This window comes from Rhodococcus sp. MS16 (assembly GCF_013277795.1).
GTDB lineage: Bacteria > Actinomycetota > Actinomycetes > Mycobacteriales > Mycobacteriaceae > Rhodococcus_F > Rhodococcus_F globerula.
On the sequence record NZ_VBTM01000004.1, the window covers coordinates 627,108 to 648,852 of the forward strand.

General features: G+C 62.7%; 19 protein-coding genes. 16 read left to right on the forward strand and 3 right to left on the reverse strand.

Features of this window, described 5'->3' with window-relative positions:
* From FEZ60_RS12365 to FEZ60_RS12390, 6 genes are read left to right on the forward strand one after another with little or no spacing between them, the layout of a single operon-like run.
* Entirely contained in the window at positions 1 to 1,014 is a 1,014-nt protein-coding gene (locus FEZ60_RS12365) for an MCE family protein (protein WP_080711549.1), read from the forward strand.
* Positions 1,014 to 2,234, forward strand: a complete 1,221-nt coding sequence (locus FEZ60_RS12370; RefSeq protein ID WP_172936175.1) for an MCE family protein — start codon at positions 1,014 to 1,016, stop codon at positions 2,232 to 2,234. Before FEZ60_RS12365 ends, FEZ60_RS12370 begins: the two co-directional genes overlap by 1 nt.
* Positions 2,231 to 3,316 carry an MCE family protein gene (locus FEZ60_RS12375; protein ID WP_172936176.1) on the forward strand — a complete coding sequence of 362 codons (1,086 nt, stop codon included), beginning with the start codon at positions 2,231 to 2,233 and terminating at the stop codon, positions 3,314 to 3,316. The genes FEZ60_RS12370 and FEZ60_RS12375 overlap by 4 nt, the downstream gene beginning before the upstream one ends.
* On the forward strand, positions 3,313 to 4,611 hold the full coding sequence (locus FEZ60_RS12380) for an MlaD family protein (protein ID WP_116101376.1): 1,299 nt from the start codon (positions 3,313 to 3,315) through the stop codon (positions 4,609 to 4,611). Before FEZ60_RS12375 ends, FEZ60_RS12380 begins: the two co-directional genes overlap by 4 nt.
* A complete protein-coding gene (locus FEZ60_RS12385) occupies positions 4,578 to 5,108 on the forward strand; it encodes a hypothetical protein (RefSeq protein ID WP_336881715.1) in 531 nt (176 codons plus the stop codon). The genes FEZ60_RS12380 and FEZ60_RS12385 overlap by 34 nt, the downstream gene beginning before the upstream one ends.
* Entirely contained in the window at positions 5,105 to 5,572 is a 468-nt protein-coding gene (locus FEZ60_RS12390) for a hypothetical protein (protein WP_141484384.1), read from the forward strand. The genes FEZ60_RS12385 and FEZ60_RS12390 overlap by 4 nt, the downstream gene beginning before the upstream one ends.
* Before the next feature lie 7 nt (positions 5,573 to 5,579).
* On the opposite strand, the gene FEZ60_RS12395 is transcribed toward FEZ60_RS12390, so the two are convergent.
* Both FEZ60_RS12395 and FEZ60_RS12400 read right to left on the reverse strand, forming a co-directional pair.
* On the reverse strand, positions 5,580 to 6,167 hold the full coding sequence (locus FEZ60_RS12395) for a TetR/AcrR family transcriptional regulator (protein ID WP_033230861.1): 588 nt from the start codon (positions 6,165 to 6,167) through the stop codon (positions 5,580 to 5,582).
* Between the two features lie 53 nt (positions 6,168 to 6,220).
* Positions 6,221 to 6,730, reverse strand: coding sequence for a MarR family transcriptional regulator (locus FEZ60_RS12400; protein ID WP_116101372.1), 510 nt, complete (start codon positions 6,728 to 6,730; stop codon positions 6,221 to 6,223).
* Positions 6,731 to 6,889: 159 nt separating this feature from the next.
* On the opposite strand from FEZ60_RS12400, the gene FEZ60_RS12405 reads away from it, so the two are divergent.
* Positions 6,890 to 7,672, forward strand: coding sequence for a class III extradiol ring-cleavage dioxygenase (locus FEZ60_RS12405; RefSeq protein WP_045070071.1), 783 nt, complete (start codon positions 6,890 to 6,892; stop codon positions 7,670 to 7,672).
* Between the two features lie 4 nt (positions 7,673 to 7,676).
* Here FEZ60_RS12405 and FEZ60_RS12410 read toward each other — a convergent pair whose 3' ends face one another.
* Positions 7,677 to 8,135 (reverse strand): peroxiredoxin, encoded by a 459-nt coding sequence (locus FEZ60_RS12410; protein ID WP_033231404.1) that lies wholly within the window; start codon positions 8,133 to 8,135, stop codon positions 7,677 to 7,679.
* Positions 8,136 to 8,192: 57 nt separating this feature from the next.
* On the opposite strand from FEZ60_RS12410, the gene FEZ60_RS12415 reads away from it, so the two are divergent.
* The 9 genes from FEZ60_RS12415 to FEZ60_RS12455 all read left to right on the forward strand — a co-directional run bounded on the left by FEZ60_RS12415 (position 8,193) and on the right by FEZ60_RS12455 (position 21,695).
* The gene (locus FEZ60_RS12415; protein WP_033230858.1) at positions 8,193 to 9,776 is read left to right on the forward strand and encodes an anthranilate synthase component I; all 1,584 of its coding nucleotides are present in this window, start codon (positions 8,193 to 8,195) and stop codon (positions 9,774 to 9,776) included.
* Positions 9,777 to 9,842: 66 nt separating this feature from the next.
* Positions 9,843 to 10,493 carry a TIGR02234 family membrane protein gene (locus FEZ60_RS12420; protein ID WP_045071040.1) on the forward strand — a complete coding sequence of 217 codons (651 nt, stop codon included), beginning with the start codon at positions 9,843 to 9,845 and terminating at the stop codon, positions 10,491 to 10,493.
* A 131-nt stretch (positions 10,494 to 10,624) separates the two neighbouring features.
* Positions 10,625 to 11,434 (forward strand): indole-3-glycerol phosphate synthase TrpC, encoded by an 810-nt coding sequence (gene trpC / locus FEZ60_RS12425; RefSeq protein ID WP_033230856.1) that lies wholly within the window; start codon positions 10,625 to 10,627, stop codon positions 11,432 to 11,434.
* Between the two features lie 99 nt (positions 11,435 to 11,533).
* The gene (gene trpB, locus FEZ60_RS12430) at positions 11,534 to 12,850 is read left to right on the forward strand and encodes a tryptophan synthase subunit beta (protein WP_045070068.1); all 1,317 of its coding nucleotides are present in this window, start codon (positions 11,534 to 11,536) and stop codon (positions 12,848 to 12,850) included.
* Positions 12,847 to 13,650, forward strand: coding sequence for a tryptophan synthase subunit alpha (gene trpA / locus FEZ60_RS12435; RefSeq protein WP_095886425.1), 804 nt, complete (start codon positions 12,847 to 12,849; stop codon positions 13,648 to 13,650). The genes trpB and trpA overlap by 4 nt, the downstream gene beginning before the upstream one ends.
* Entirely contained in the window at positions 13,647 to 14,681 is a 1,035-nt protein-coding gene (gene lgt, locus FEZ60_RS12440; protein WP_172936177.1) for a prolipoprotein diacylglyceryl transferase, read from the forward strand. The genes trpA and lgt overlap by 4 nt, the downstream gene beginning before the upstream one ends.
* A gap of 95 nt (positions 14,682 to 14,776) precedes the next feature.
* On the forward strand, positions 14,777 to 15,565 hold the full coding sequence (locus FEZ60_RS12445; protein WP_033230852.1) for a TM2 domain-containing protein: 789 nt from the start codon (positions 14,777 to 14,779) through the stop codon (positions 15,563 to 15,565).
* 138 nt (positions 15,566 to 15,703) lie between these two features.
* Positions 15,704 to 20,197 (forward strand): glutamate synthase large subunit, encoded by a 4,494-nt coding sequence (gene gltB, locus FEZ60_RS12450; protein ID WP_172936178.1) that lies wholly within the window; start codon positions 15,704 to 15,706, stop codon positions 20,195 to 20,197.
* Positions 20,190 to 21,695: a glutamate synthase small subunit gene (locus FEZ60_RS12455; RefSeq protein WP_172936179.1), complete on the forward strand. Its 1,506-nt coding sequence runs from the start codon at positions 20,190 to 20,192 to the stop codon at positions 21,693 to 21,695. The genes gltB and FEZ60_RS12455 overlap by 8 nt, the downstream gene beginning before the upstream one ends.
* The last annotated feature ends 50 nt before the right edge of the window (positions 21,696 to 21,745 follow it).

The following is a 21,745-nucleotide window of genomic DNA, read 5'->3' on the forward strand; positions in this document are numbered from 1 at the left end:
ATGGCGCAGAAGCAGGCCGTGCGAGTAGGCGTTGTGGGGATGGTGATGACCGCGTCGGTGGTGCTGGCGTCACTGCAGTATCAGGATCTGCAGTTCGTGAAAAACGGGGTGAGCTACAGCGCAGTGTTCAACGACGCGAGTGGTGTGGCTGCCGGTGACGAGGTAAACGCGGCCGGGGTGAAGATCGGCACCGTCGACAACATCGCTGTCGAAAAAGGCCGTGCTCGAGTTGATTTCACGCTCGACGGTTCCGTCACTCTCGGTGAGAGTACGTCGGCGGCGATCACCACGATGTCCCTGCTCGGTAAACGTGCGCTATCGCTCGACCTGGATGGAAGTGGACGGATACCCGTCGGCGGACAGATCCCACTCGAACGCACCCGATCGGCGTACTCGTTGCCCGACGTACTCGGCGACCTCACCACCACGGTCGAGGACATCAACCTCGACCAGTTGTCGGCGTCGTTGGAGGAGGTTGGTGCAGTGATGACGGACAGCGCGCCTTCCTTGCGGCCCGCCCTCGACGGGGTAGCCCGCCTGTCGGACAGCATCAACCGCCGCGACGAGACACTGAAGCTTCTGCTCGCAGATGCGAATAACGTGGCCGGTCTCCTCGCGGACCGGGGACCGCAGGTCAACGCGCTTCTTGTCGACGGCGATGCTCTCCTTGGTGAACTGGTCCGCAGGCAGGATGCGTTGGGCAACGTCATCACCGACATCTCGGCTGTCTCCACTCAACTCAGTGGGTTGGTACACGACAACGAAGCACAACTGGGCCCGGTGCTGAACAAGCTCGACACGGTGCTCGGGATACTCCAGAAGAACAAGGACAACCTGGCCCAGGGCATCGACGGACTCGGAACGTACGTGGGGACGCTCGGCGATACCGTCGCGAGCGGACCGTTCTACTACTCGTACATCCAGAACCTGCTTCCCGCCCAGTACACCCAACCGTTGATCAACGCGATTGTCGGGCTTCCGCCTGCGCCGCTACCGATACCGGAGGTTCGCTGATGGTCGCGAAACGTATTGTCGCCGCGGTCGGGGTACTCGCGGTGGCGGTGGCGGGATATTTTGTCGTACAGCACTTTCGGTACTACTCGGTGACGGCCTATTTTGCGTCGACGACGGGACTCTACGTCGGCGACGACGTCCGTGTTGTGGGCGTCGACGTCGGCAAGGTCACCTCGATAACTCCGCAAGGGGACAAGATGCGGGTCGAACTCGAACTCGCCCGATCCGTCCCTGTCGCAGCGGACGCACACGCGGTGATCGTTGCTCAGTCCTTGGTCTCGGCCAGGTTCGTCCAGCTGACGCCGGCATTGACGGAGGACGGGGGAGACGCGTTGGCCGATGGAGCGGAGATCGGAATCGAGCGAACCGCGGTGCCCGTGGAATGGGACCAGATCAAGGAGCAATTGGGCCGGGCGGCAGATGCATTGGGGCCGTCCGAGGGGACCCGCGGGTCAGCGGCCGAATTCCTCGATGCCGCAGGCACGGCTTTGAGTGGGAACGGTGAGGCGTTAGGACGTTCGATCACGGAACTGTCTTCGGCCATGAGCACTCTGAACGAGGGAGGTGGCGATCTTTTCGGAACGATCCGGGGACTGCAGACTTTCACCACGGCGTTGGCGGCAAGCAACGAACAGATAGTGAGCTTTCAGGGACGTCTGGCAACAGTGACAGGTCTGTTGGCAGACAGCCGGACACAATTGGCACCAGCTCTGGTTGATCTGGATGCGGCGATCGGTGATGTCCACCGATTTGTCGAACAGAATCGCAGCGGGCTCACCGAACAGGTGAACACATTGGCCGATGTCTCCCAGGTGCTGGTGGACAAACGCGATGGGATCGAAAAGCTTCTGCATCTGGCGCCGACGGCCTTGTCCAATTACTACAACGTGTACCGCCCGGCCCAAGGCGCGATGGTCGGGGTGCCTGCCTTCCAGAACATCGGCAATCCGATCGACTTCATCTGCGGCGGTATCGCGGGACTGGCAAACGAAACCTCTGCGAAGGGTGCGGAATTGTGTGCCGAGTACCTCGGACCGTACCTGAACACCATCAGAGCGAACTATCCGGATCTGAACATCAATCCGACCCGTGCGCTTGGTGCGGCGCCGGATCAGTTGGTGTACAGCGAACCGGATCTGAAGCCGGCTCCCTCCCTGCCGAGCGTGAGTGTTCCCGCAGGGCTGGGTCAGTTGCTGATGCCGGAGGTGGGGACACGATGATCCGGAGAATCTGTTGCGTCGGTGTTGTTGTGCTCGTGTCCGGCTGCGGGTGGAACGGCCTGAATTCGGTGCCGTTGCCCGGTGCTGCGGGGCGCGGCGCCGACAGTTTTTCCGTGGTCATCGAGATGCCGGACGTCACGTCGATCAGTCCCAACTCCCCGGTAATGGTGAACGATGTGACGGTCGGCAGTATCAGTGCCATCGCCTCCGACAATTGGCACGCGAAAGTGACAGTGTCCCTGGATGGTTCGGTGGTGTTGCCGGCTAATTCCACCGCGAAAATCGGACAGACCAGCCTGCTGGGTTCCAAGCATGTTGCCCTGGCACCGCCGGTCGGTGTCGAACCGGAAGGGACGCTCGCCGAGGGCTCTGTCATTCCTCTGGCGTCGGCGGGCGTGTACCCGACTACGGAGGAAACTCTGACAGCGCTGTCCATAGTGCTCAACGGCGGCGGACTCGCGCAAATTCACACCATCACCACCGAATTGAACAATGCACTCGGCGGACGCACCGTATCAGCACGTGACCTACTCGCGCAGATGGACACATTGACGGAGACCCTGGACCGGCAACGCATCGCCATGGTGACCACGATGGAGAACCTGGATGTGTTTGCGGGGGAAATAAACGCCCAACGCGACGTACTGGGGAAGGCGCTCGACGTGCTGGCTCCAGCCTTGGCGGAACTGGAAGATCAGCGCATTACCCTGACCACCGCACTCGATTCGGTGGGCCGATTCGGAGACGTCGGCACCGACCTGGTCAACCGCACGCGAGATGATCTGAGCGCAAATCTTGCGGCACTCGAGCCGACATTGCAGCAGGTTGTCGCGGCAGGTCCGGATCTGATCAACAATCTCGGAAACCTGAGCACCTTCCCGTTCCCACAGACCACCATCGATGACGGGATGCGCGGCGACTACACCAATCTGTGGGCGCTGATCGACCTGACCACCAACCGATTACAGTCCGGACTCGGTTTCGGTACCCCGTTCGGTGCTCCGCAAATGGGCGGCGGGCCGGTCGACCCGATGACCGCGCCGCTGAATGCAACGGGCAATGCAGGGGAGGGAGGACGATGATCCTCACCAAGCTTGTTCGCCGGCAGTTGGTGATCTTTGCGATCCTTGCCGTGCTCGGTATGACGGTGGCCGCGATCGCGTACCTCCGTGTTCCCACGATGCTGGGTATCGGGCGATACACAGTGACGCTGGAACTGCCCAACGCCGGTGGCCTGTACCGCAATGCGAATGTGACGTACCGCGGCGACACCATCGGTCAAGTCCGATCGGTGCAGCTCCACCCCGACGTCGTGAAAGCCGAATTGTCCTTGCAGAGTTCAGTTCCCGTACCCAGTACCGAGCTGGTGGCGGCTGTGCGCAGCGTATCGGCGATAGGCGAGCAGTACGTCGATCTGCAGCCGACCACCTCTGACGGCCCGTTTCTGGCCGACGGCGACGTGATCGACACCGAGTCTGTGGTGATATCTCAGGAGATCGGACCCGTTCTCGATCAGGCGCAGGCGTTGCTCGCCTCCGTCCCACAGGACAAACTGCGCGCGGTGATCGACGAGTCTGCAGCTGCGTTTGCCGGTGGCGGCGAAGATCTTGCGAGACTGCTGGATTCGACCACGTCCTTTGTAGATCAGTTGTCCGACGCCACTACTCCCGCGACAACTCTTGTGCAACAACTCGCCCCGCTCCTCGAGACCCAAGTTGTCACGGGGGATCAAATCCGATTGTGGGCGTCGAGCGTCGCCCGGCTGAGCGGGCAATTGGAAATCGCGGACGGCACTATTCGCAACATCATCGACACCGGGCCAGGGTTCGCCACCGAGGCGGAGCTCTTGTTCCAGGATCTGCGTCCGACCCTGCCGATTCTCCTGGCCAACCTGACCAGTGCCGGGCAGGTTGCGCTCACCTACAACGCGTCACTCGAACAGGTACTGGTCATACTGCCGCCGCTTGTTGCTGCTCAGGAGACCGTTGTACAACGCGGCCAGGCGGACGGAGCCGCCAACGTCAATTTCCATCTGCAGGCTCAAGACCCGGCGGCCTGCTCCACCGGATACCTACCGGCGGATCAGCGCCGCGACCCCACGGTGACCAGTGTTCCGGACACTCCGCCCGATCTGTTCTGCAAGGTGCCGGCGGATTCGGTCTTTGCCGTGCGCGGTTCGCGGAACATTCCGTGTATGGAAGTTCCGGGCAAGCGGGCGCCGGACCCGGTGACGTGCCGGAGCCCGGAACCGTACGTGCCGTCGGGAACCAACGCTCCCGACGAGTTGTACACCGGGCCAGACGGGATTGCATACGGGCACACCGATATCGGTAAGGGGGATTCGTGGCAGCAGTTGTTGACGACACCGAATCCCTGACAACCGAGGATGTTTCGCGGCATATAACCACGCGCGGACGCGTGCTTGTCGCGGTGGTGATTGCAGGTTTGGCGGCAGTGGTGGTGACCGGCGCTATGTCGATGCGGGGCGACAATGCCCGGGACGCTCATCGGCAGGAACTGGTGGACGGGGCGTCGGCGGGAGCGCTGGCATTGGTCGACATTCACGTCGATACCGTGGACGAGGATGTGGCCCAACTGCGAGCGCTCAGCACGGGCGAGTTCGCAGAGGAGTTGGTTGGCGATCAGTCGGAGTTCGTCAACGCGATACGTTCCGCATCTGTCAACTCCGACGCAAGGATCGATGCTGCTGCACTGTCGTCGGAGACGGCGACGTCGGGATTAGTACTGATTGCGGCGTCTGCGGAGGTCGCCAATTCTGCGGGCGAGACGACGTCGCGGACCTATCGACTGCGCATCGGTGTCGAGGACGTCGACGGGAAAATTCTGATGTCGAGTGTGGAGTTCGTGCCGTGAGGCGGGCGATCTCTGTCGTGCTGGTTGCGGTTCTCGCAATTGCCGCGTGCGCCCTGCTGTGGATTCGCCGCGACGGCGATGCACTCGAGTCGGCGAGAGCGGATGCGATTGCAACGGCACCTGCGTTGGTGGAGGACTTGCTTACGTACACCAGTGAAATGGTGGACAGTGACCTCGCGGCCGGGGCTGGCGCAGCCACCGGAACGTTCAAGGACGAATTCGTCGAGTTTGCTGCGACAATCGTTGCGCCCCAATCGAAAGCGCAAGGAATCAGTACCAGCGCCCGGGTTGTGGATGTCGGGTTGCTCGGTGCCATGTTCGATCGCGTCGAATTGCTGATGTTCGTCGATCAGATCACCACCAGTTTTGCGCAGCCGGCTCCGGCGTCGAGTTCGAGTCGCGTGAAGGTCACCGTCGAACGCGTCGATGACCGGTGGTTGGTGAGTGAGCTGACACCGATCTGAGTTCTGCTCAGCTGTTGTCGTGGCCCGCCATGATCAGCCTTGCGGTGATCTCGAGGCGATCCGCGATCTGCGAGTAGGACTCGTATCCCATTCCAGCTCGCACCAATGCGCCTGACCAGGCGATTTCAAGGGCTTCGAGGACGTCGGCGTCGTGTTCTGGTCCCAATGCCTCGACCAGGCGTTCGCGAATGTTCTTCCCGATCCGGGCGCGGAGATGTTCGACGTCCGGGTCGTCGGCCATCATCGCGGTGGTGACTGCGGCGGCGAGTTCCGGTTCATCGGACACCAGGAGTGCGACACTGCGCAGGACCGAACAGACCTGACTCTCGCGGTCCTGCTCTGCGTCGGCCTCGTGAGGGAGCGCGTCGAGGCGTCGCCAGAACAGTTCTGCGACAAGGTGGCTCTTGGACGAGAAGTAGGTGTACGCGGTTGCCGGCGCGACCCCAGCTTCGCCCGCGACCATGCGGATGGTCAGGGCGGAAAACCCATGCGTACGCAGGATGGCAACAGCTGCCTTGGTCAAACGATCGACAGTTTCGGCCTGTTGTCCCGACAGGCGCCGGCGGGTGGACTCGAAGTTGGCCTTACCAGACATGTGTCCAGACACTACGGGAGCCGGGGAAGTTGTGCGCGGTGTGGGTGGTCCCGTCAGGCTTTCCCGAGTCCGCCGGCAATTCCTCTGTCGAGTTGGTCGACCATGGCGGTGCTCAGGGCGGAGAGTTGTGCGACCTGGCTGTCGTCGAGGCCTTCGAACACCAAGGCTTGGACCAACCGAACGTGACCGGGCGATGCCTCGATGACCTTGGCCATTCCGGCATCGGTGAGTACCGCGTTGGAGCCTCGGCTACCGCGGATCACTTCACGCTTGACCAAGCCGGCCTTCTCCATCTTCGTGACGACGTGGGAGAGGCGCGACAGCGACGCATTGGCTTGCTGTGCCAGTAGTGAGAGTTGCAGCTTGTGGTCGGGTACTTCTGACAGCGCCGACAGCACGAAGTACTCGAAATGGGTTAGTGCGCAGTCGCGTTGGAGCTGGGTGTCGAGAGCCGCTGGTAGGCGGGTTACCAAGGAGATGAGGGTGCGCCAGGCCTGCTGTTGCTCGGTGGTGAGCCACTTGGTCTGAACCGGCGACTCGGCCTGGCCGTTCGATCCACTCATCGGTCTGTACCCCTTCGAAGCGCTGTGTTCTACCACTACAGGGTTGCAGACGAGTGTCCAGTGGGTGCAGGCAGGGAATAGTTGCGCGTTTCAAGTGTTGAGTTCTATATTAGGTTGAACCTTCAACTTAAGCATTCGGTGAACTCATGAGGAGCCGCTATGTCCGCCGCCACAATGCCCGCGCTGTATCTCAGCCACGGTGCCCCGCCGTTGGTGGACAGCGCTCTCTGGGTGAAGCAACTAGGCGCGTGGGCCGGTGACCTGCCACGGCCGACGGCAATCTTGATCGTGTCGGCACATTGGGAATCCGCGCCGCTGACCATCGGATCGACCACAACGGGAACCCCGCTGATCTACGACTTCGGTGGATTCCCCGAGCGGTTTTACCGGGCTCGGTACAACTCGCCGGGGGCGCCGGACCTGGCCACGCAGGTGGCAGCGTTGATGCCAGATAACGAGCAGGTCGTCCAGCAACCCAATCGTGGCCTCGATCACGGCGCCTATGTTCCGTTGACGGTGATGTACCCGGATGCGGACATCCCCGTGCTGCAGATCTCCCTGCCGACTTTGGACCCCGAACGTCTGCTAGACCTCGGCCAACGGTTGCGTCCACTGCGCGAGCAGGGCGTGTTGATCGTGGGATCCGGATTTACAACCCATGGCCTGCCATTTCTGCGTGACCCGTCGCCGGAGGCAAAGGCTCCAGGTTGGTCTGCCGAATTCGACGCGTGGGCCGGGGAGCGGTTCGCAGCCGGCGACGTCGATTCGCTCATCGATTTCCGTGCACAGGCTCCCGGTATGCCGTACGCACACCCGACCATCGAGCACTTCGCGCCGCTGTTCGTGACTCTCGGTGCGTCGTCCGATCCTGAGCAGGTGCCCACCCAGGTCATCGACGGTTTCTGGATGGGACTCGCAAAGCGCTCGATTCAGGTCGCGTAGCGGGTCAGGTGCGACTCCGGAGAAACTCGAGTGCCTGATCGCCATGTGTGCTCGCGCGGAATTCGCTCGAGATGACCTTCAATACGGTTCGATCCGTGTCGATCACGAACGTTGAACGTTTGACCGGCATCAACTTGCCGAGCAGTCCGCGTTTGACGCCGAACTGCTCGGCAACGGTGCCGTCGGTGTCGGCGAGCAGGGGATAGTCGAAGGACTGGGTAGTGGCAAACGTCGACTGCGCTTCGACGGTGTCGGTGCTGATGCCCGCGCGAGCGGCGCCTACCGCTGCAAAATCCTTGCCGAGGTCGCGGAAGTGGCACGCTTCCGCGGTGCACACCGGCGTTGAGGCTGCCGGATAGAAGAACAGCACCAGTGGCCCCTTCTCCAGCAGGCTGGTCAGCGAACGGGGCGTTCCGTCCTGATCGGGCAGGGTGAAATCGGGAGCAAGCTGACCTGGTTTCATTCGGCTGAGGTTACCCGCGAACGAGGCCCGCGCAGGTGAGCCTGGGATGATGGAGTCATGCACGGCGAGCCCACCTCCAAGTCCGCACCCTCGTCCGACACCGCGATCGTCGATGCGGCGTCCGATTCCACCACCACGCGAGAGCAGTTCCGTGCCCTCGCCGCCGAGCATCGGGTAGTTCCGGTGACACGAAAAGTGCTGGCGGACTCCGAAACTCCGCTCTCGGCTTATGAGAAGTTGGCCGGGAACCGTCCGGGGACCTTCCTTCTCGAGTCTGCGGAGAACGGCCGGTCGTGGTCACGATGGTCCTTCATCGGCGTCGGCAGTCCTGCCGCTCTGACCGTCATCGACGGTGAAGCCGCCTGGTACGGCAACGTCCCCGCCGGCGCACCGTCCGGTGGCAACCCTGTCGACGCACTCGGTGCCACTCTCGAACTTTTGCGCTCGGAACGTCTGCCCGACCTGCCGCCTCTTACCGGCGGGATGGTCGGATTCCTCGGATACGACGCCGTCCGTCGGCTCGAAAACGTGGGCAACTCGGCCGTCGACGACCTGCAGATCCCCGAGATGGTCATGTTGCTGGCCGCAGACATTGCCGCCGTCGACCATCACGAGGGTGCGATCACGTTGATCGCCAACGCAGTCAACTGGGACGGCACCGACGCACGGGTCGAGGAGGCGTACGACGACGCCGTCGCGCGTCTCGACGCGATGACGCGGGCACTTGCGGCACCAGCCAAGTCGACGGTCTCCACGTTTGCCAAGGTCACCCCGAGTTACCGCCGTCAGCGCACGACGGAGAGTTTCGGCGTCGACGTGAAGAAGCTGATCGGCGATATCGAAGCGGGCGAGGCATTCCAGGTCGTGCTCTCCCAACGATTCGAGATCGACTGCACCGCAGCACCTATTGACGTGTACCGAATGTTGCGGGCCTCGAACCCCAGTCCGTACATGTACCTGCTCAACGTCCCGAACGGTGACGGTGAGACCGCATTCTCCATTGTCGGCTCCAGCCCAGAAGCGCTGGTTACCGTCTCGGAAGGTGTCGCAACCACTCACCCGATCGCCGGAACCCGGTGGCGCGGTGCAACCGAGGAAGACGACATCCTCCTCGAGAAGGACCTCCTCGCTGACGAGAAGGAAAACTCCGAGCACCTGATGCTGGTCGACCTCGGACGCAACGACCTCGGTCGTGTCTGCCGACCCGGCACGGTCAAGGTGCACGATTACCGCCACATCGAGCGATACAGCCACGTGATGCACCTGGTCTCCACCGTGACCGGGCACCTCGCGGAGGGCAAGCAGGCGCTCGACGCTGTCACGGCGTGCTTCCCGGCCGGCACGCTCTCGGGCGCTCCCAAGGTCCGGGCGATGCAGTTGATCGAAGAACTCGAACCCACCCGCCGCGGGGTCTACGGCGGCATTGTCGGGTACCTCGACTTCGCCGGTGATGCCGACACCGCGATCGCGATTCGCACCGCACTCATCAAGGACGGCATCGGATACGTCCAAGCCGGTGCAGGTGTGGTCGCCGACTCCGATCCGGTCTACGAGGACACCGAGGCGCGGAACAAGGCGATGGCCGTGCTCAGCGCGATCGCATCGGCACACACGTTGCGCACCATCGGAGGTGAAGGGTAAGTGAGCGAACAAGCTTCGAGCACCGGCGCGGACTCGCCGACACCACGTTCGGGCCGCAGCACCACGATGCTGACCACGCTCCTGCTGGGGATCGCGGCCATTGCGCTGTGGGGAAGCTCGCGGATGACGTGGGTACAAGTAACCTCCAGTGACGGTAAGACTTTGGCGCGCACCACGGATCTCGACGGTGGCACGTGGGCTGCGGCGATGACGCCGCTCGCTCTCACGCTTCTTGCTGCTGTTGCGGCGTCGTTCGCGGTCCGTGGGTGGGCGCTCCGAGTTGTCGGCCTGTTGGTGGGATTGGTCGGCATCGGAGTCGCAGTTCCAGCTGTCCAACTGTTGGTTTCGGGAGCAGATGACGACCGCGCCGCAGATCTTGCCGAACTGTCCTCGCACCTCGAAGAAGTGTCCGCCGAAGCATCGGTGTTGCCTGCGCTGCTCGCGCTCGCCGGGGCCCTTGCGGCTCTCGCTGCCGGTGTTCTGCTCATGCGAAAGCCCAAGGCGCGCGCCGGTCTCTCGTCGAAGTACGACAACCCTGCAGCTCGCCGGGAGGCAGCGGCCAAGCTCGGACAGGGAAGCAAAGATGCGCCCGACGAGCCTGTGACACAACGGATGCTGTGGGACGCGCTCGACGCCGGGGAAGATCCGACGCTCGATACGGAAGGCGAGAAACCTGACGTGGACGGCAATGAGCCGGGCAAGGATTCACGATCGTGACCTCGATTACGTCCGAACTCCCACGCGCGTGGGTACCCGGGCGGAGTAGCAAAAAATCGCCCAACTAGGCTGACACCACCCCGATGACGTATCTCACATCGGGCACTTGCCCAGAAAGGATTCGGGCCACGATGACCGTACTCGACTCGATTCTCGACGGGGTGCGCGCTGATGTCGCCGCCCGCGAAGCCGTACTCGACTTCGCTGCAGTCAAGGCTGCCGCGGCCACTGCACCGCCCGCCCTCGATGCTGTAGCGGCACTTCTGGAACCGAGCATCGGCGTCATCGCCGAGGTGAAGCGCGCAAGCCCGTCCAAGGGTGCGCTCGCAGACATCGCCGACCCCGCCGAATTGGCAGCCGCCTACCAAGCGGGCGGTGCTCGAATTATCAGCGTTCTCACCGAAGAACGTCGTTTCCACGGATCGCTCGCCGACCTGGATGCCGTCCGCAAGGCCGTCACTATTCCGGTGTTGCGCAAGGACTTCATCGTGGGTCCGTACCAGATTCACGAGGCACGCGCCCATGGCGCCGATGTCATTCTGCTGATCGTCGCGGCACTCGAGCAGCAGGCGCTTGCCTCGTTGATCGATCGCACCGAATCGTTGGGGATGACTGCGCTGGTCGAGGTTCACACCGAGGAAGAGGCCAACCGCGCGCTCGAAGCCGGCGCCAAGGTCATCGGTGTCAACGCCCGCAACCTCAAGACCCTCGAGGTCGACAAGAACACCTTCGGTCAGATCGCCCCTGGCCTTCCGACCGAAACCATCAAGATCGCCGAATCGGGCGTTCGTGGCACTGCTGATCTCCTCGCGTACGCAGGCGCAGGCGCAGACGCAGTCCTGGTGGGCGAAGGCCTCGTGACCAGTGGTGATCCGCGTAAAGCGGTTGCCGATCTGGTCAACGCCGGAGCGCATCCGTCCTGCCCTAAACCGTCACGCTGAATCGCATCACCGCTCGGGAGGGGTTTGCCCGCACCCGAGCGGTTGCAATTGCCCGTACCCGGGCGGTGACAGGCGACACGCTTGGGGCAGACTGGGGGAGTGACTTCACGTACTCAGGGACCAGTCTTCAAGGGCGGCAATCTGCCGCCGGCCAGTGCCGGACTTGCCGAGCGCACCACTCATGATCCGGATGCCGGAGGGCACTTCGGTGTCTACGGCGGACGTCATGTGCCCGAGGCGCTCATGGCGGTTATCGAGGAAGTTACCGCCGAATACGAGAAGGCCCGCAGCGACGACGCTTTCCTGAACGAACTCGACCGACTGCAGCGCGACTACACCGGACGCCCGTCGCCGATTTTCGAAGCAACGCGTATGAGCGAATACGCGGGCGGCGCTCGCATCATCCTCAAGCGTGAAGATCTGAACCACACCGGTTCTCACAAGATCAACAACGTCCTCGGTCAGGTACTTCTGGCCAAGCGAATGGGCAAGACTCGTATCATCGCCGAGACCGGAGCGGGACAGCACGGCGTCGCCTCGGCCACCGCCTGCGCGTTGCTCGGCCTCGAGTGTGTCATCTACATGGGTGCGGTCGACACCGAGCGTCAGGCGTTGAACGTCGCCCGGATGCGCCTGCTGGGCGCCGAGGTCGTCTCGGTCGAAACCGGTTCGCGCACACTCAAGGATGCGATCAACGAAGCTCTCCGCGATTGGGTTTCCCACGCGGACGACACTTACTACTGCTTCGGTACCGCTGCCGGTCCGCATCCGTTCCCGACCCTCGTGCGTGATTTCCAGCGGGTCATCGGTCTCGAGGCCCGCGCTCAGGTTCAGGCCTTGACCGGTCGGCTTCCCGACGCCGTCACGGCTTGCGTCGGTGGCGGTTCCAACGCCATCGGTATTTTCCACCCGTTCATCGACGATCTGTCGGTGCGACTGGTCGGTTACGAGGCAGCGGGCGACGGCGTTGAAACCGGTAGGCATGCAGCAACATTCGCAGGCGGAACGCCTGGCGCATTCCAGGGTGCGTACTCGTACCTGCTGCAGGACGAAGACGGTCAGACCATCGAATCACATTCCATCTCCGCAGGTTTGGACTATCCGGGTGTCGGTCCGGAACATGCGTATCTCAACGACATCGGTCGGGCTACCTACGAGCCCGTCACCGACTCCGAGGCAATGGATGCGCTCCTTCTGCTCTCGCGGCGCGAAGGAATCATCCCGGCCATCGAATCCGCGCACGCGGTTGCCGGCGCGCTGCGCCTGGGCAAGGAGCTCGGCGAAGGCGCCATCATCGTCGTCAACCTGTCCGGTCGTGGCGACAAGGACATGGATACTGCCGCGAGCTGGTTCGGTCTGTTCGACAACGCAGACCAGCCCGCAGACCAGAACAACACGGAAGGCTCGGACAAGTGAGCGAACGACCATCACGCCTCGCATCCACGTTTGCGGCATGTAAGGCGGAAAACCGAGCTGCGCTCGTCGGCTACCTGCCAGCAGGCTACCCAACGGTGTCCGAATCCATCGACGTCTTCAAGACGATGGTCGACGGTGGCTGCGACATCATCGAGGTCGGGGTCGCGTACTCCGACCCCGTGATGGACGGACCGACCATTCAGCGTGCCGCTGAAACTGCCCTCAGCAACGGCGTCCGCTTGCGCGACATCTTCACCGTCGTCGAGCAGATCAGCTCGGTCGGCGGCAAGGCCGTAGTCATGACGTACTGGAACCCGGTCATGCAGTACGGGATCGACAAGTTCTCCCGCGACCTCGCTGCCGCAGGCGGACTCGGACTGATCACCCCCAACCTCATTCCCGACGAGGCCGCCGACTGGATGGAAGCGTCCGAGAAGCACCACCTCGATCGGATCTTCCTCGTGGCACCCTCGTCCACCGAAGAGCGACTGGCTATGACACTCGAAGCAAGTAGCGGGTTCGTATACGCGGCCTCCACGATGGGTGTCACCGGAGCGCGCGACGCAGTGTCGTCGATGGCACCTGAACTCACCGCACGGATCCGCGCGCATTCCGATATCCCGGTCGGTGTCGGGCTTGGCGTTCGCTCTGGCGCCCAGGCCGCAGAAATTGCCGGCTACGCCGACGCAGTGATCGTCGGGTCTGCGCTGGTCTCGGCTGTGGAAAACGGACTCGGAGCTGTCCGTGCCCTCACCGAAGAACTCGCTGAAGGTGTCCGCTCGGCTAACGTGGCGTCGTGATGTCAACTGTTGAACTACTGGCCTACATTCCCAGTCCTCCACAAGGTGTCTGGTACATCGGGCCCGTGGCACTGCGCGCCTACGCGCTCTGCATCATCGCCGGAATCATCGTCGCCATCGTCTGGGGCGACCGGCGGTGGGTCGCGCGAGGCGGCGAGAAGGGCACCGTTCTCGATATCGCAGTCTGGGCCGTGCCGTTCGGATTGATCGGTGGCCGGCTGTACCACGTGCTCACCGACTGGCCGCAGTATTTCGGTGAAGGCGGAACACCGATCGATGCACTCAAAGTGTGGAACGGTGGCCTCGGAATCTGGGGCGCAGTCTTCCTCGGCGGTGTCGGCGCATGGATCGGGTGCCGCAGGCGCGGGATCCCGGTTGCGGCGCTGGGCGACGCCATCGCGCCTGGTGTGCTGCTTGCGCAGGCGATAGGCCGGTTCGGCAACTACTTCAACCAGGAGTTGTACGGGCGCGAAACGACAGTGCCATGGGGATTGGAAATCTTCCAGCGTGTGAACTCGTCAGGCCAGACCGATGCGTTGTCCGGTGTATCGACCGGCGTCGTAGAGAAGGTCGTGCACCCCACCTTCCTGTACGAGGCCGTGTGGAACGTCCTCATCGTCGTCCTGCTTGTCGTGGTCGATCGCCGATTCAAGATCGGCCATGGACGGCTGTTCGCCCTCTACGTGGCGGGTTACTGCGCCGGTCGGTTCTTCGTCGAACTCATGCGCGACGATCCGGCATACGAACTTGCAGGCATTCGCGTCAACTCCTTCACCTCGGTGATCGTGTTCGTGGCGGCAGTTGCGTACTTCCTGCTGGCCAAGAAGGGTCGCGAAGATCCTTCCGAACTGAAGTCGAAGGACTACGTCGAGAACACGCCTGTCGAGAACACGCCTGTCGAGAACACAGCTTCGGAGGCCACCGACAGTGATACCGACTCGGATGACGGTATCGCGACGGCAAAGGTTGCCGATTCAACCAGCGTGGACGCAAAGCAGGATGTTGATCTGAAGAAGCCGGACAAGCCATGACTGGTCCGCATCGCACCCAGTTCGAGGTATAAAGATCACTTGCCTCAACGATTTGCCGGACCGTCGTCGACCCGAAGGAATACACGTTGCCTGACTTGAACAAGTATCCGGATCCCGCAGAGTCCGGGGACGCTTCGAGCTCTCAATCCGCGGTTCCCCCGCAGTTCGGTTCGCCCTTCGATTACGAGGCGACCGCTGATGCTTCCTTGAGCGAAACCTCGGCGCCCACGGAGAAGACTCCGTCAACCGAAACGACGGGCACCGGCCCCGGCTGGGACACATATGCGGGAATGGGCAACGGCCCAGGGTGGGGGAGCCATCCGATTTACCCGCCGCCGGCGGGGTCGGAGCCCACTACAGCTTTCTCTGCTGCTTCGGATCCCACGGCTGCGTATCCGATTTCGGAGCCCGCGCCGCCGAACTACACGCCGCCGAGCTACGAGCAGCAGCCTTATCAGCAACAGAGCTATCCGCCTCCGGCGGACGGTCCGGTGTACGGCGTCCCAGCCGACCAGAGCGCAAATCCGTATGCAGCGCCACCGGTTCAGGGTTACACCGCTCCGCCGCAGAACCCCGGTTACGGGCAGCAGCAGCCTTATGCGCAGCCCTATGGTTTTGTCGATCCGTCGGCGCCGTTCGGTCGTGATCCGATCACCGGGCAGCCGTTCTCCGACAAGTCGAAGGTGACCGCCGGCCTGCTCGGCATTCTGCTCGGCGGATTCGGCGCAGGCCGGTTCTATCTCAATCAGCCCGGTACTGCGATCGCACAGATTGCGGTGACTTGGTTGACGTGTGGAATCGGTGGTATCTGGCCGTTGATCGACGGCATCATGATGCTGACCGGCAGTGTGAAGGACAAGTACGGGCGACCACTCCGCAGTTGATCCCCTCGCTCGTTTCACCGTGGCACCTCGATACAGGGGTGCCACGGTTTTTTCTATCGCAACCTGCACATACCGGTTGTAAACTGACCCTTGCCGGTTGCGGGTTCGTGTGGCGGCCCCGCATGGTGGAGGGCACGCATGCTGTTTTCTCAGATGCCTGGTCCACAGGGGCTGTACAACCCCGATCAGGAAGCAGATTCGTGTGGTGTCGCCGTTGTCGCTGACGTCTACGGCAGACGCTCTCATTCGATCGTGCAAGACGGCTTGTCCGCACTGCGCAAGCTGTCCCATCGCGGTGCCATCGGAGCTGATTCCACCACCGGTGACGGAGCGGGAATTCTCCTTCAGCTACCCGTCGAACTTCTGAGGGCTGTCACCGACTTCGTGTTACCGGATGTAAACGAGCGTGGTGAGAGTAGGTTTGCGGCCGGTATCTGCTTCCTTCCCCGGGCCGCCCGGCCCCGGCGACGTGCGTTCGTGCGCATCGAGCGGTGCGCGCGTTCAGTGGGATTGTCGGTACTCGGCTGGCGAGATGTTCCCGTCGATTCGGCAGTCCTGGGTATATCGGCAACGGAATGTGCGCCGTTCATCAGTCAGTGCTTTGTCGCGGACACACGTGGGGGCTCGGCCGGTATCGCTTTGGACCGCCGTGTCCTCGAGCTGCGTAAGCAGGCCGAACGGATCACCCCACATGTTGTGGACGAGGGTTCCGGCGTCTACTTTCCATCGTTGTCCGCGCGAACGATGGTGTACAAGGCGATGGTGACGCCGTGTCAGTTGCCGCTGTTCTACCCGGACCTGCAGGACGAGCGGATGCGTAGCGCACTGGCCGTCGTGCACAGCAGGTTCTCGACCAACACCTTTCCGTCGTGGACGTTGGCGCAACCGTTCAGATTTGTTGCACACAATGGCGAGTTCAATACCATTGTCGGAAACAGAAATTGGATGCGCGCGCGCGAGCCGCAGCTTCGGAGCGAGCTCTTCGGCGGCAATCTCGACGGGCTGATGCCGATCTGCACGTCCGGGGTGTCGGATTCTGCGTCGTTCGACGAGGTGCTCGAGCTGTTGTCCCTCGGCGGGCGCAGTGTGCCCCACGTTGTGGCGATGATGATTCCCGCTGCCTGGGAACAGGATTCGGCCATGTCGGCCGAGCTACGTGCGTTCTATCAATTTCATGCGTGCCTGATGGAGGCATGGGACGGACCTGCCTCGGTTACGTTCAGTGACGGAACCGTGGTGGGAGCCGTCCTCGACCGCAACGGGCTTCGGCCCGGGCGCTGGTGGCGCACCCGGGCGGGTCGAGTCGTATTGTCCAGCGAGAGTGGTGTGTTCGATGTGCCGTCGGCCGACGTGATAGCAAAGGGTCGACTCGAACCCGGTCGAATGTTCCTGTTGGACACGTCGCAACAGCGTATTGTTCCGGACGACGAGGTCAAGGCCGAGTTGGCAGGTGCTGCGCCCTATCGGCGTTGGCTCGACGCGAACCTCACTCGGGTTGGCAACACACCTGATCCGCCCAAAGCACGTGGGGACCCATCGGTGCTGATGCAGCATCAGCAGGTCTTCGGGTACACCGAGGAAGAGTTGAGTGTAGTTCTGACGCCGATGGCCGCCACCGGTCACGAGCCGGTGGGATCGATGGGAACCGATACGCCGCTGGCAGTGCTCTCCGCGCGTCCCAGGCTGCTGTACGACTACTTCGTTCAACTGTTCGCACAGGTCACCAATCCACCGTCGGATGCGATTCGAGAGGAAGTTGTCACCACGTTGTCGGTGGTTCTGGGCTCTGAACAGAATCTCCTCGACCCGAACGAATCATCGTGTAGGCGAACCCTGGTGCACAGGCCCGTGGTGTCCGGAGCGGAACTGGCGGAGATCGTCCGCATATCCGGCGCTGGTGTGACGACACTGCACGGTGTGTTCGACATTGCCGCCGGCACAGAAGGTCTGGAAGCGGCGCTCGGCGAGCTACGTGACGAAGCCAGTGCGGCAGTAGACGCCGGGCGCCACATCCTGGTCATCTCCGATCGAACGTGGGACCGTGACCACGCGCCGATTCCGTCGTTGCTCGCAGTTGGCGCGGTCCATCACCATCTCGTTCGGAAGCGTCGGCGCAGTAAGGTCTCGTTGATCGTCGAGACCGGCGACGCTCGGGAGATTCACCATTGCGCATTGCTGCTCGGATACGGCGCTGCTGCTGTCCAACCGTATCTGGCCCTCGAGTCGGTTGCGGAATGTGGCCTGGACGGGGTGGATTCAGGTACTGCGGCGACGCGCTATCTGGATGCGGCCAATCAGGGTGTGCTCAAGGTGATGTCGAAGATGGGAATCTCGACTGTCCAATCCTATACCGGTGCACAGGTATTCGAGGCCTTCGGCCTGAGTGCGCGGCTTGTCGACGAGTACTTCTGCGGCACCACGAGCAAGCTCGGCGGCATAGGTATCGCGGAGCTTGCCGAGGATGTGGTGGTGCGCCACGCGGCCGCGCATGCACATCGACGTCAGCTCGACTTCGGCGGCGAATACCATTATCGCCGAGACGGTGAAATACACGTGTTCACACCGGAATCGGTGTTCTTCCTCCAGCACGCCACACGGTCGGGCCGCGCCGACGTGTTCCGCCGGTACAGCGACGAGGTCGATCGCAACGGCGCGCAGGGCGGAACATTGCGAGGGCTTCTTGGCTTCAGAACCGGAGATCGGCCTGCACTCAGCATCGACGACGTGGAACCTGCCGAGGCGATTCTGCGCCGATTCAACACCGGCGCCATGAGTTACGGCTCGTTGTCCGCGGAAGCCCACGAGACGATGGCGATAGCGATGAATTCGATGGGTGGACGATCCAATTCGGGGGAGGGCGGTGAGGATCCGGATCGCCTGTACGACTGTGCGCGTCGTAGCGCCGTGAAACAAGTTGCCAGCGGTAGGTTCGGCGTGACCAGCGATTATCTGGTCAGTGCAAGCGATATTCAGATCAAGATGGCGCAAGGAGCCAAGCCGGGCGAAGGTGGACAACTACCTGGCAGCAAGGTGTATCCGTGGATCGCCCGGACGCGGTATTCGACGCCGGGTGTCGGTCTCATCTCGCCGCCGCAGCATCACGACATCTACTCGATCGAGGATCTCGCACAACTGATCTACGATCTGCGCCAAGCCAACGACAAGGCCCGAATTCACGTCAAACTTGTCAGCGCTGTCGGCGTCGGAACCGTTGCAGCAGGCGTGGTCAAAGCGCATGCCGACGTGGTGCTGATCTCCGGCCACGACGGTGGTACCGGTGCGGCCGCGTTGACCTCGATCGAGCACGCCGGGACGCCGTGGGAGCTCGGGCTCGCGGAAACTCAGCAGACGTTGGTGCTCAATGGGTTACGGGAGAGAGTTGTCCTGCAATGCGACGGTGGTATGCGCACGGCCCGTGATGTTGTCGTGGCTGCGTTACTCGGCGCGCAGGAATACGGATTCTCGACAGCGCCGTTGATCGCCGCCGGTTGCGTCATGATGCGAGTGTGCCATCTCGACACCTGCCCGGTCGGGGTGGCGACGCAGAATCCGGAGCTACGGGCACGGTTCACCGGACGCCCCGAGTACGTCACAAGTTTCTTCCGGTTCATCGCCGACGGTGTGCGGGAGATTCTGGCCGACATCGGTTTTCACAGCCTCGACGAGGCAGTGGGGCGTGCTGACATGTTGGTTCCCTGCACCGAAAGTGGTAATCGGAAGAGTCGCCGCCTGGACTTGGCGCCGCTCCTGTCGGTTCCGGTCGTGACACGGCGCGGCGTGGCAGCTGTGACGCGGCCCGGCGCCGGTGATCTCAACAGGATGCTTGTCGAGCGCGCTGCCGACACACTCCACCATGCGACACTCGTTCGGATCGACTGCCACGTCCACACCGGGGACCGGGCAGTGGGTACAGCCCTCGGCGCCGAGGTGACCCGGAGATACGGGGCACCAGGGTTGCCGGACAACACCATTGTCGTGCGGCTGCACGGAACGGCCGGTCAGTCACTCGGTGCGTTCCTACCGAAGGGGATCACTCTCGACTTGACCGGCGACGCCAATGATTATGTGGGTAAGGGGCTTTCGGGAGGGCGGATAGCTCTCCGTCCCGACGCTGATGTCGGCTTTCGCCCCGAAGAGCAGGTGATCGCCGGCAACACGCTCCTGTACGGGGCCACTGCAGGGGAACTGTTTGCGCGCGGCCGAGTGGGGGAGCGCTGTGCTGTGCGCAATTCCGGCGCCGACGCAATTGTCGAAGGGGCCGGTGATCACGCGTGTGAGTACATGACCGGCGGACGGGTAGTGATCCTCGGTGCAACCGGTCGAAATCTCGCAGCGGGGATGTCCGGCGGTATCGCATTTGTTCTCGACGTGGATCCGAACAACGTGAACCTGACATCGGTGACGTTGCAGGAACCGACGCCCGATGATCTCCAGTGGTTGAAGATGATGATTGCCGCCCATGTCGAATGGACGCGGTCCTGCGTCGGGGCTCGTCTGCTTGCGCACTGGTCGTGCGAGTCGGGGCGATTCACCAAGGTGATGCCGGTGGATTACGAGCGAGTAATCGAGGAACAAAAACTGGCAGGTGCAGCGGAGGCCGGCGACATTCTGACGGAGACGGCCAGTGCCTGATCCGCGAGGTTTTCTCGGCATCACGCGCGCTTCGACGCCGATGCGCCCGGTGCCGGAGCGAACAGCTGACTGGAGTGAGGTCTATGCCGAGCTTCCCACCGATCAGCGCAAGCACGAGGTGTCCGAGCAAGCATCGCGCTGCATGGATTGCGGAATCCCGTACTGCCATTCGGGTCTGTCGGGGTGCCCACTGGGGAATCTGATCCCGGACTGGAACGACCTCGTGCGGCGCGACGACTGGTCCCTTGCTGCGGACCGATTGCACGAGACCAACAACTTTCCGGAGTTCACCGGACGGCTGTGTCCTGCGCCGTGTGAAACTGCCTGCGTACTTGCTCTTTCCAGTCACTTGACCAGTGGAAGCGTGGCAATCAAACGCATCGAAGCGGCGATTGCCGACACCGCGTGGGAAGAGGGTTTGGTGCACCCGCAGATCCCGTCCGTACGTTCCGATGCGCGGGTGGCGATCGTCGGATCAGGGCCAGCGGGTCTCGCTGCAGCGCAACAACTGACGCGTGTGGGTCACCGAGTCACGGTGTTCGAGCGGCATGACCGCGTCGGCGGGCTGCTGCGTTACGGCATCCCTGATTTCAAGATCTCGAAGCATCACATCGACCGCAGGCTTGAACAGATGCGCGCCGAGGGGACCGAGTTCGTGACGGATTGTGATGTGGGGACCGACCTCGCGGCGGGCGAGCTCCTCTCCAACTACGACGCCGTTGTTCTGGCAATCGGGGCCGGGAGAGCGCGCGACGTCGACGTTCCAGGTCGTGATCTGACAGGAATACATCCGGCAATGGAGTACCTCGTGCCGGCCAACCGTGAATGTGCTGGTGACGGGCCGAGCAGGATCAGTGCAGCGGGCAAGAATGTCGTCATCATCGGCGGCGGTGATACCGGTGCCGACTGCCTCGGAACCGTTCACCGTCAGGGAGCCGCGTCGATTGTCGAATTGGATTACCACGAGCAGCCCCCACTCGAACGCGACGACGGCGCAGACCCGTGGCCACTCTGGCCGTTGTTACTGCGGAGCGCTCCCGCTGACGCCGAGGGGGGAGTGCGTGAGTTCGAGGTAGCCGCTCAGGAATTCACCGGTGAAAGTCACGTCCGGGCAGTGCGCGTCGCGCCCGTTCGTGTGTCTCGGGACGAGAGTGGCCGACGGATTGCCGAACCGGTGGGGGCTGTATTCGACGTGCCGTGTGACCTTGTGTTCTTGGCCGTCGGGTTTGCAGGCGTCGAGCGCACCGGCTTGCTGTGCGGCTTCGGCCTCGAGCCGAATTCACGAGGGGTGATCGCCTGCGGGCGCGACTGGCAGACTTCGTGCCCCGGCGTCTTCGTGTGCGGTGACGCACACCGGGGTGCGTCGTTGGTGGTGTGGGCCATTGCTGAAGGACGCTCGGTTGCGCGGGCGGTCGATCGGTATCTGACTGGGGCATCGCAGCTTCCGGCTCCCGTACATCCCGGTGCGTTGCCACTCGTTATTAGGAATCGAAACTGAATCGAGTAAGAACAAAAGATGCACGTCGGACGCGCCGGATAGAAGTGCGC

Coding starts and splice junctions, on each gene's coding strand:
- FEZ60_RS12365 (WP_080711549.1), top strand. CDS start 1: ATGGCGCAGAAGCAGGCCGTGCGAGTAGGCGTTGTGGGGATGGTGATG.
- FEZ60_RS12370 (WP_172936175.1), top strand. CDS start 1,014: ATGGTCGCGAAACGTATTGTCGCCGCGGTCGGGGTACTCGCGGTGGCG.
- FEZ60_RS12375 (WP_172936176.1), top strand. CDS start 2,231: ATGATCCGGAGAATCTGTTGCGTCGGTGTTGTTGTGCTCGTGTCCGGC.
- FEZ60_RS12380 (WP_116101376.1), top strand. CDS start 3,313: ATGATCCTCACCAAGCTTGTTCGCCGGCAGTTGGTGATCTTTGCGATC.
- FEZ60_RS12395 (WP_033230861.1), bottom strand. CDS start 6,167: ATGTCTGGTAAGGCCAACTTCGAGTCCACCCGCCGGCGCCTGTCGGGA.
- FEZ60_RS12400 (WP_116101372.1), bottom strand. CDS start 6,730: ATGAGTGGATCGAACGGCCAGGCCGAGTCGCCGGTTCAGACCAAGTGG.
- FEZ60_RS12405 (WP_045070071.1), top strand. CDS start 6,890: ATGTCCGCCGCCACAATGCCCGCGCTGTATCTCAGCCACGGTGCCCCG.
- FEZ60_RS12410 (WP_033231404.1), bottom strand. CDS start 8,135: ATGAAACCAGGTCAGCTTGCTCCCGATTTCACCCTGCCCGATCAGGAC.
- FEZ60_RS12415 (WP_033230858.1), top strand. CDS start 8,193: ATGCACGGCGAGCCCACCTCCAAGTCCGCACCCTCGTCCGACACCGCG.
- FEZ60_RS12420 (WP_045071040.1), top strand. CDS start 9,843: ATGCTGACCACGCTCCTGCTGGGGATCGCGGCCATTGCGCTGTGGGGA.
- trpC (WP_033230856.1), top strand. CDS start 10,625: ATGACCGTACTCGACTCGATTCTCGACGGGGTGCGCGCTGATGTCGCC.
- gltB (WP_172936178.1), top strand. CDS start 15,704: ATGCTGTTTTCTCAGATGCCTGGTCCACAGGGGCTGTACAACCCCGAT.